The following is a 9,131-nucleotide window of genomic DNA, read 5'->3' as shown; positions in this document are numbered from 1 at the left end:
GAGAGCCCTTCGACGGTCAGGCTGAAGTGGGTTTGGTTGGCTGGCGCGAACATCCTGTGTTCCTTGCTTGATGCGGCGAAATAACATCAGCCAGCAAGCTGGCCGATGTTTTGAACGGCTAGTGGGTCTTAGACCGCAGCCACGGGGGTGCGCCAGTCGTCGGAGCCGGAGGTGCCGGACACTTCATGGGTCCAAGTGATCTTGCGGTAGGTGAACTCCACATCTTCCAAGTGGGTGAAGTGCGAGTTGGATGGGTCCTGGCAGTTGTGCATGTAATCGTTGATATCAACGATGATTGCGTCTTCCAGTTTGGTGGTGAAGTAGTGCTCTTGAGTACCGGCAGCCGAGGTGCGGTACCACTGGATGGTGATCTCGGTCAGACGCTCGCCGGAGGTCAGTGCCGCCAGCAGCAGTGGCGAAGACTTGTCGAACACCTTGGTGATTTTGACCGGCTTGTGAACGCGCTGGCCGGTAGGTTGGCCGGACTGCGGGTCACGCGGGATGATCACTTCGTGGCTGAAACCCTGAACCATGACCTGGTCTTCATGACCTTCCTGGTAGGTGTTGCCGACCGAGTCAGCGGTGAAGGCACCGGCGGTGATCAGACCTTGTTTGGTGCCGGTGATGGACATATACGCTGGCGTAGCCATTGCGGTGCTCCTTGCTCGGAAATGTGAGTGCCCAGGGGGCGAAATTGCCGCGCTGGGTGTCAACTTCCAATCAAACTTCGTGCCACGCAATTAATTGTCGATAGAGAACAAAGAGTTAGTCATTATTATGTTTCTAGATGTTATTTTTAAAGCGTTAAACATGAAAAAAGTGCGCAAAAAGTTGCGCACTACTGCGCAACTTCTTGCGCACTTGGCTACAAGCCTTTAGTGGCATGGGCTCTTTAACGATATGCACAGGGTTATCCACAGTTAAGTGCGCAACTAGTTGCGCATAATGGCCAGCGGCTACATAGCCCGCCGAGCCCATCAATCGCGCTGACCCGCCTGCAATGGCGGGGTCATGCCGCGTGACACCCACTGCCGAGAACCGCCGCTGCGTGTCATGGGGTGGCGGCGCGTTCTCAGCCAGCGTCAAGCCAGGGTCACCAAGGCCTCTACCGTGGCGAGCGGGTCTTGCAGCATGCAGTGATGGTGGGTGCGCAATACGGCCGTCTGCACGTTCGGGTCGTACTTGAACCGCTCATAGAAAGCGCCGAACGCACTGCCCACATACCCCTCGCAATACACGTAGCTCACCGACACCTGCGCGCTCAGCGGCTGAATCTCGACGGGCTCGAAAAAGGTCAGCGACGGCTGTAGTGCAAGGCGCGGTGTGATGTAGGCCACCATTGCCGGATCGGTAATGCCGAACACCTCCAGGGGCATCGGGGGGATAGGTTTGCCTTCGGTGAAAAACGGTTGCAGCGCTGCACGTTTTTCCGCCGGCATGTAGTCCACCAACGCTTTGCCGTTATCGGGCACGAACGCGTCCAGGTAGATCAGCGACTTGATCCTGCCCGGCAACCGCGAGGCCACACCCGTCACCACCATCCCGCCATAACTCCAACCCACCAGCGTGACCGATTGCAGGTCCTCCATCTCGATGTGGGCAACCACGTCCTCGATGTGCGTGCTGAGGCCGATATCGCCGGTGGCGTTATGGCGACGCTCGCCCAACCCGCTCAAGGTCGGGGCAGACACCGTGTGCCCCATCGCCCTCAAGGCCGGGATCACATCCCGCCACACCCACCCGCCATGCCAGGCGCCTGCGACCAATACGTATGTGTGTTTGGGACGTTGATTCATGCCAAAAAGCCCTCAAAAAAGATGTTGACCGGGCTCGCACACAGAGCCTCGCCCAGTAAACAGCTGAGCCTGGGTAAATATTCCCGTGCAGCGTTTTCCAATGAGCAGACCGATCAGCGGGCGGAACTGGCCCATAACGACGCGCCACTAGGCTTGCGGGCTCCAAGGCCCTACCACGACTGTTTTCCAAACTGATGGAGATACCTGATGCAGATTACAAATCCTGGTTATCACTTCACTCAAAAACTCCCGACGGAACCGAACGTTGTCGCCACCCCGTCCTCCCCCGCCACCAACGCCTGGGCGTACAGCGACCCGGCCCCCTCCTCGAGCGGTGCGGATCAGGCAGAACACTCTCGCGAAAAACGGGGGCTGAAATTCAAAAGGCTGAAATCGAAACTTTCCTCACGTGCCCCGGCACGGCTACCGGCAAAAACACCGGTAAAAATCCCGCCACGCACGACTCAGCAGCCGACAGCTCCTAGCACCGACAGTGTCGCAGGCTCGGCAATCAAAGGCGTGGTACAGGGGGCGGGATCAACGGTTGGCACCGAAGCGACAGAAAAACTCAAAGAGTGGGTGATCGGCAAGACACCACCAGCACTAGAGGCGGCGCCGCCGGCAGAACCTGCCGCACCGGCGACGCAAGAGGGCACCGAGAAGCCGGAGCAAACGGCTCAGGCCTAGGCGCCCCGGGCCTGAGGATTTGACGCCTGGATGAACCTGCCGGGCGGCACCCTCGCAGGCCAACCCGCTCCCCCTCGAACGGGCTCACAGCCCGGCGCTGTGGGAGCGGCTTGCCCGCAACGCTCCCGACAAGTCAACGCACGCGTGAAAAACTGCTGGCGCATCCGCAGCCCCTCAGACCACATCCTGCCGATAACCCACCACCTTCAACCCCGGCCGCGGCGCCCCATGCGGCACCACTTTGTGCACGCCGCCCTCCTCGTCGTTGTGAATCACCAGCACCCCCGGCTGTTGCAATTGCCTGAACGCCTGGGCCTCAAGCCTGAAACTCTCGATCAACCTTTTGTCACTCAACAGCGCAATGGCCGAGCGGCGCTGGGCAAAGCTGTCGCTGCGACGCTTCTGGTAGCGCGCCCAGCCGATCAAAATCGCGGCGTTGGCCAGTGCAATCCAGGCGTACACCTGCAACGTCTGCAAGGCCGCGAAGATCGGCGCGTCCACGCGGGGGCCGCCGTGGCTGTCGAGCATCGGCACCAGCCCGCGCACCAGCAGGGTCATCAGCCCAGCCCAGGCCAGCAGGGTCAGGAACACGTCGATGGCGCGCATCAGCGGCCGCTGTGAAGTGTGGATCAGGTTCATGAACGCAAGTCCTTTTCGGGGGCTTTGATGCCGCGGTCCGGGCTGACCCAGCGCGCGCGTTTCTGGTGTTGGCGGAACAGCACCTTGGGAAAACTGACCAGCGTGGTGAACAGGCTCACCAGCCAGAACACCAGCGGATACCACACGGTCCAGAACAGGGTCTTACCCAGGCCGCGCTCGTAGCGTCGGTCGATCAGAAGGCTCACCGCGAATTGCAGCAGGCACACCACCGCCAGCAACAGGCCGGTAAACGCGGGCGGCATCAGCGAATCCACGGCAATCGCCTGGGGCATCGGCACCACCTTGCCCACGCCCCAGAAGATCACCGAAAGCAAAAAGGTAAAGGCCCAGCCCGTGGACAGGCAGTACTCGAACAGCAATGGCCACAGGTAGCGGTGGCGCCACTGCCAGATGCCCCGGATGTTCTTGAACAACACTTCAGCGCCGCCCTGGGCCCAGCGCAGGCGCTGTTTCCACAGGCCGCGAAGGGTTTCGGGCATCAAAATCCAGCACAGCGCACGGGGCTCGTAGAAGATGCTCCAGTGGTCCAGTTGCAGCTTCCAGCTCACGTCGATGTCTTCGGTGATCATGTCGGTGCTCCAGTAGTCGACCCGGTCCAAGGCCGCCCGCCGGAACGCCACCACCACGCCGGACACGGTGAAGATGCGCCCCAGCACGCGCTGGGTGCGTTTGATCAGCCCGATGATCGACGAGAACTCGCCCACCTGCACCCGGCCGATCAGGGTGGAGCGCGTGCGAATGCGCGGGTTGCCGGTGACGGCGCCCAGGCGCGGGTTGTCGAGCATCGGCGCCACCAGGTACGCCGCCGTGTTCGGCGCCAGCAGCGCGTCGCCGTCGATGCACACCAGGTACTCGCTGCGCGCCGCCACCGCGCCCATGCGCAGGGCCACCGCCTTGCCCTGGTTTTGCGCCAGGTGCAGCACCCGCAGGCGTGGCTCCTTCAAGGCCAGCGCGTCGAGTACCGCCGCCGTGTTGTCACTGGAGCCGTCGTTGATGGCGATCACTTCGATGTGGCGGTAACGCTGGGCCAGCGCCGCGCCAATGGTATCGGCGGCGTTGTCACCCTCGTTGTAGCAAGGGATCAGGATCGAGATCAGCGGCTCGCCCGCAATCACCGGCGCCGGGGTGTCGTCGGCCCACGGCCAGTGCCGCTCCCAGTGCAGCCAGAAGTACACCCCACCGGCGATCCACAGGCCCGACATGAACAGCGGATAGAAAAACACAAAGTCCATCAGGAACTGGCCGGTGAGCAGAAAGATCAGCCCCAGCGGCACCCCCAGCACCAGTGACAAGACGATAAGCGCAAGGATTCTGTCAAACATGGGTCAAGGGTTCCATTGGTTGGAAAGGGCCGGGCGCACGGTGTTCAGCGGCGGTGAGTTCTCCAGGAAGTTGTCCGGGTAGTAGCCGAAGCTGGTCACGCCCTGGCGCTTGAGCACGCCCATCCACTCGGCCATTTGCGCACCAGAGAGGTCGCCCGCGTTCGGGGTGCGCCAGTCCCTGGCTTGCAGCTCGAACACCGTGCGTTGCAGTGCGCCGGGGCGCGCCTTGACGGTGGCCACGAGCTTTTCCAGCCAGGCATTGGAGCCCTTGAGGGACTCGCCTTCCATCAGCGGCATGGCCATCGGCGCGGTCCAGTCGTAACTGGCCAAAAAGTCGTCGAGGTTCTGCGCGAACCAGGCTTCGCTGGCCGGGTTGAGCATCGGCTCGGCAAAGATATTGCGTGCGGTCTGGACTTGTGGGCCGCGCAGGGCGCGGACTTTGGCGGCCAGCTCGGTGGTGAAGTCGACCAGGTAGCGGCTCTTGAACCGGCTCCAGCGCTGCAGCACGGCCGGGTCGGCCCGCAAGGCCTCGATGCTGCCCGGCAGGCCGTTGGCGGCATAGGTTTGCAGGGCGGCGGTGCTGGCGTCTTCAAAGTCCGACAGCAGCGCATCGTCATGAAACAGCACGCCGTCGATGGCCGTGGTGCGGGCCAGGTCTTCGTAGATCTCGCCAATGAGCTGGCGCACCTTGGGGTCGAATGGCGACAGCCGTCGGTACTGATCCGGGTCGGGGGCGACCTGCCCGGTGTGCGGGTCCCAGCGGGTGACCCGGGGCAGCGTCGGGTCCAGTGCAAAGCTGAGCACCGGCATCCACGCAAACACATTCACATGAGCGCGGGTACGCAGTTGCCAGCTGACGCGGTTGAACAGGTCGGCACGCACCGGCAGGTGGCGGTTGGGGAAATACAGCGAATGCACCAGGCCATCGCCCTTGGGGTCGGCGAAGGCTTGCAGGAACACCGTGCTGGCGCCCATGTCCACCACGCGCTGCACCAGTTGGTCGAGGTTGCGCGCCTGTTGCGCCGGGTCCGGGTCATACACGTTGTCCAGGTCCACGTGCAGCACCCGCATCGGAATCTCGGCCTGGGTGCCGACGATGGCGTTGGCGTAGTGCTCGCCGTCGGGGTCGGACGCCACCAGAAAACGCGGGCTGCTCATCAGGTTGCCCAGGCTGTCCAGGCCGTCTTCCAGGGTGAGCGCCATCTGGTAGCCCTGCTCGCCCACCACCGCCAGCGAAGTGCCGTCGGCGGCGCCGTAAGGCCATACCCACACCCGCGGCGCCTTGCCGGTGACGGCGCGAATCTTGTCGGAAATGGCCACGACGTCGGCACGCTGGCGCGCCTGAAATTGCGCTTCGCTTTCATAGCGCTGGGTGGCCGGGTCGAAGCGGCGGGTGGTCGCGGCGGGCTGCAGGTTGCCCTGGGGGTTGGCCAGGATGCCCTTGTGGTTGGCATCGGTGTGGGCGGCGATTTCCACCAGCCCCGATTGGGCGACTTCACGCACTTGCTGCCAGGTCAGAAACTGCGAACGCGGGCGCGGCGTGCCGGCAAAATCCACCGGCTGGCCCAGCGGCGTGTCGACCCAACTGCCCACCGGCGCGAGCAGTGCGTGCCAGTGGTAGGCGCGCAAAATCGGCATCACCCGCGTGTAGAAGCTTGCGTAGCCATCGTCGAAGCTGAGCATGATCGCCTTGACCGGCAGCGCCGGGCCGCCGTTGCGGGCGGCCAGGATCTGGTCGACAGACACCGGCTGGTAACCGTTCTCGCGCAGCCACGCCAACTGCTCGATCAACCGTTCGGTGCGCACCGCCACCACGGCCTGGTCGGGGTCGCGGTCTTCAATGTCGTGGTAGGCAATGCCCAGGAAATGGTTCTTGGGCCACGCCGCTTGCATGGCAGGTTCGGGCCGCTCGGCGGGCGGCGTGAACGGTGCAGGTTGTTGGGCGCAGGCGCTGCTCAGCAAGAGACACAGGGCCAGCAGGCAGCGGGACAAAACAGGCATGGTCGGGCCCTTCTCAGAAGCGGTAGGTGAGGTCGACGAGCAGGCGCACATCGCGCTCGCGCTCACCGTCAAAAGGTCGGCTGATCCAGCTCAGGTTGGCGCCGGTTTCCAGCACGTCGTTCCAGCGAAAACGCTGGCCGTAGCCGATCAGGCCCACGCCGCCGGTGGCGTAATCGCGCTGGCTGTAGGTGCCCGCGCCCAGCTGGAACTGCTGGCTCCACTGGGTTTCGTAGCGGTGGTACAGCACGTGGTTGACGGTCACCACGGGCAGCACGCTGAAGTCGGCGCGTGGGTTGAAGTACGGCGTGTCTTGTTTGCTGTTGCGGCTGGTGGCCACGTCCAGGCCCAGGTCCACTTGCACCTTTGGCGTGCTGTAGAGGCCTTCGCGGCCGGTGAGCACGGCTTCGACCCGGTCGTTGCCGTCGCTGAAATACGACGGGCTCACCGCCAGTTTCCATTCGCGGCTTTCATTGGCGCGCCAGCGGATAAACCCACTGGCGCCGTTGGCCGTGATGTCGGCATTGAGCGCCCGCAGCGGGGTGTTGGCCGACAGGTAGTCCAGGCTTGCGCCGTACTGCCAGTGGTCGTCGATGTCACGGGCCACCGCCACCCGCGCGCCCTGCTTGGCCCCGTGGCCATAGGTGTGGTTGGACACCTCGGCCTCCAGGGTCATGTCGCGGGTGCGCCGCTCCACGCCCACGCGTTGCCAACGGTGCTGGCCGGTGCCTTCCTGAAAATCGGCGGTGGCGTAACCGGCGCCGCCGAACACGCGCCAGTCGTCGTCAAGGGGCGGGCTGTAGATCAGGCTTTCGATGCCCCAATCGCGGCTACCGGCCACCGCGCCCGCGCCCCGGTCGCCGCCGCCATGGCTTTTGCCGGTGTAGGCCTCGACCCGTAATTCGGCCATGTCGTGCACATCGCGCAGACGGCTCAGGCGCTGCACCTGCCGGTTGTCCGGGGCACGGGCGAGTACGTCGTCGGTGAGTGCGTCGAGCTGGCGCCACGCCTGCAAGTCCAGGGCGGTGTGGCCTTGGGAAACTTCCAGGCCGATGTCACGCGGGGCCTGGGCTTCGGTTTCCTTCAGGGTGTTTTCGGCGCGGCGCGGCCAGTCGCGGGCGCGGTACAGGTCGGCCTGGGCCAGGCGCAGGCCGACGTTGCCGGGCGCCTGCTGCACCAGGGCGGCCAGGCTTGTTTCACTGGCGGGCAAGTCGGCGCTGTAGGTGCCCGCCTGCGCGGCCAATTGTTGGGCGTCCATCCACGCATCGTTAGGGTTGCCGACGGGCAGGCCCTTGAGTTCCACGCGAGGCTTTTGCGAGCGGGCCAACTGGTGGGCCACCTCGCGGGCGGCACTGACCTGATCGTTCTCCAGCAGGGCGTAAAACAGCGCAGAGCTGTCTTGCACGTGATCGCTAGCGTCGGCATCCGGCGCCGCCAGGACCTGGCGATACAACGGCGCGGCCCGTTCCGGCTGGCGCTGGTCGAGGTAGGCGGCGGCCACCCAGCGCAGGGCGTAGGTGGGCAGTTGTACACCTTCGTCCTGCAGGGCCTGGTAGTCGTGGATCACTTCGGCGGTGCGCGCCCGGGCCTTGAGCGCGCCGAGCCGGTCGATGCGCCAGCGCACCACGTCGTCGTGGGCGCTGGGGTCGGGGGCCCACATGGTGAGCAGCCGGTGATAATCGTTAAGGGCGCGGTCGGCGATGACGTAGCGCTCGGCCTCCGTGCGCGAGGCGAACTCAGCCAGGCGCACGCGCTCGGCGGCCAGGTCGCCCTCAAGGCGGCGCCGGGCCACCGGGTCGAGCACGCCGGGGTGGCGATCGGCCAGGCGCAGGGCCGGTTCCGGCAGGCGTGCGCGTTGCAGCGCCATGAGGTATTCACGGACCACATCAGGTTTGCTGCCGGCGCGGATCCAGGCCTGGTCGAATTCAAACAACGCGTCAAACGGCAACCCGGCGCGGGTCAATGCATAGCCCAGCGCCATGCGGCGTTCGACGTCTTCGGGTTGGGCCGCCACCAAGGCCCGAAGCGACGGCACCGCCTGGCTCGCCTGGCCCGCATCGGCCTGGGTCAGCGCCACGCCTATTTGCAGGTCGGGATTGTTCGGTTCACGCACCAGCGCCTGCCGGTAGACCGCCAGCGCCTCGGGCCAGCGCTGCTGGTTGCGATAGGTCCGGGCCACGGTCGCAAGGGCCTGGGCGCTGAGGTGGCGGTGACGGCCCTGCGCCTGGTAAACCGCCAACACTTCGGCGTCCTGCCGGGCCCAACTGGCAATCAACAAGTGGTCACTGACCTGCCCAGCGCTCTGCTGCGCGGCGGGCAATTGGCGCAACAGGTCCAGCGCCGGGCCATAGTGGCCGGAGCGGGCCTGGCGGATCAGGTCGTCATAAGCGGCGGTGGCCGACGCCAGCGCGGGCCATAACAATTGGCCGCACAGGGCCACACGGATGAACAGGCGCAATCGGCCGGGAATGAAGGGGTGAACAGTACGCGGCATGCCGTCAGCTTCCTTACCTGGGAAAGCTGTCGCGATAAATTCACCTGCACTACACACATCAGGCGGCTGGTGTCCGATGACCCGGCCAAGCTTTCCTGGCCCGCAATATCCTTGAGCGGGGCATAGAGTAGGAGGCGGATTCACATCCGCCGTCCTCTCACACCACCGTACGTA

Annotated in this window: 7 protein-coding genes; 1 reads left to right on the top strand and 6 read right to left on the bottom strand. The window is 64.5% G+C overall.

The window, feature by feature from the left end; genetic code table 11:
• Positions 1-128: 128 nt before the first annotated feature.
• Complete coding sequence (locus tag ACW9H9_RS27770) at positions 129-650, bottom strand: Hcp family type VI secretion system effector (protein ID WP_457346544.1); 522 nt, start codon at positions 648-650, stop codon at positions 129-131.
• Positions 651-1,082: 432 nt separating this feature from the next.
• Positions 1,083-1,796, bottom strand: coding sequence for an alpha/beta fold hydrolase (locus ACW9H9_RS27765; protein WP_457346545.1), 714 nt, complete (start codon positions 1,794-1,796; stop codon positions 1,083-1,085).
• 207 nt (positions 1,797-2,003) lie between these two features.
• Between ACW9H9_RS27765 and ACW9H9_RS27760 the strand changes: the two genes are divergently transcribed.
• The gene (locus ACW9H9_RS27760; RefSeq protein WP_457346546.1) at positions 2,004-2,483 is read left to right on the top strand and encodes a hypothetical protein; all 480 of its coding nucleotides are present in this window, start codon (positions 2,004-2,006) and stop codon (positions 2,481-2,483) included.
• 174 nt (positions 2,484-2,657) lie between these two features.
• Here ACW9H9_RS27760 and pgaD read toward each other — a convergent pair whose 3' ends face one another.
• The 4 genes from pgaD to pgaA are packed head-to-tail and all read right to left on the bottom strand — an operon-like array spanning position 2,658 to position 8,957.
• Positions 2,658-3,122 carry a poly-beta-1,6-N-acetyl-D-glucosamine biosynthesis protein PgaD gene (gene pgaD, locus ACW9H9_RS27755; protein ID WP_457346547.1) on the bottom strand — a complete coding sequence of 155 codons (465 nt, stop codon included), beginning with the start codon at positions 3,120-3,122 and terminating at the stop codon, positions 2,658-2,660.
• Entirely contained in the window at positions 3,119-4,465 is a 1,347-nt protein-coding gene (gene pgaC, locus ACW9H9_RS27750; RefSeq protein ID WP_457346549.1) for a poly-beta-1,6-N-acetyl-D-glucosamine synthase, read from the bottom strand. The genes pgaD and pgaC overlap by 4 nt, the downstream gene beginning before the upstream one ends.
• Positions 4,466-4,468: 3 nt before the next feature.
• Entirely contained in the window at positions 4,469-6,466 is a 1,998-nt protein-coding gene (gene pgaB / locus ACW9H9_RS27745; RefSeq protein WP_457346551.1) for a poly-beta-1,6-N-acetyl-D-glucosamine N-deacetylase PgaB, read from the bottom strand.
• 13 nt (positions 6,467-6,479) lie between these two features.
• Positions 6,480-8,957 carry a poly-beta-1,6 N-acetyl-D-glucosamine export porin PgaA gene (gene pgaA, locus ACW9H9_RS27740; protein WP_457346553.1) on the bottom strand — a complete coding sequence of 826 codons (2,478 nt, stop codon included), beginning with the start codon at positions 8,955-8,957 and terminating at the stop codon, positions 6,480-6,482.
• Between the last annotated feature and the right edge of the window lie 174 nt (positions 8,958-9,131).

Source organism: Pseudomonas sp. SDO5215_S409 (genome assembly GCF_054071325.1).
Note: the sequence above shows the minus strand (reverse complement) of the source record. Positions and strands in the feature narration are given on the sequence as shown.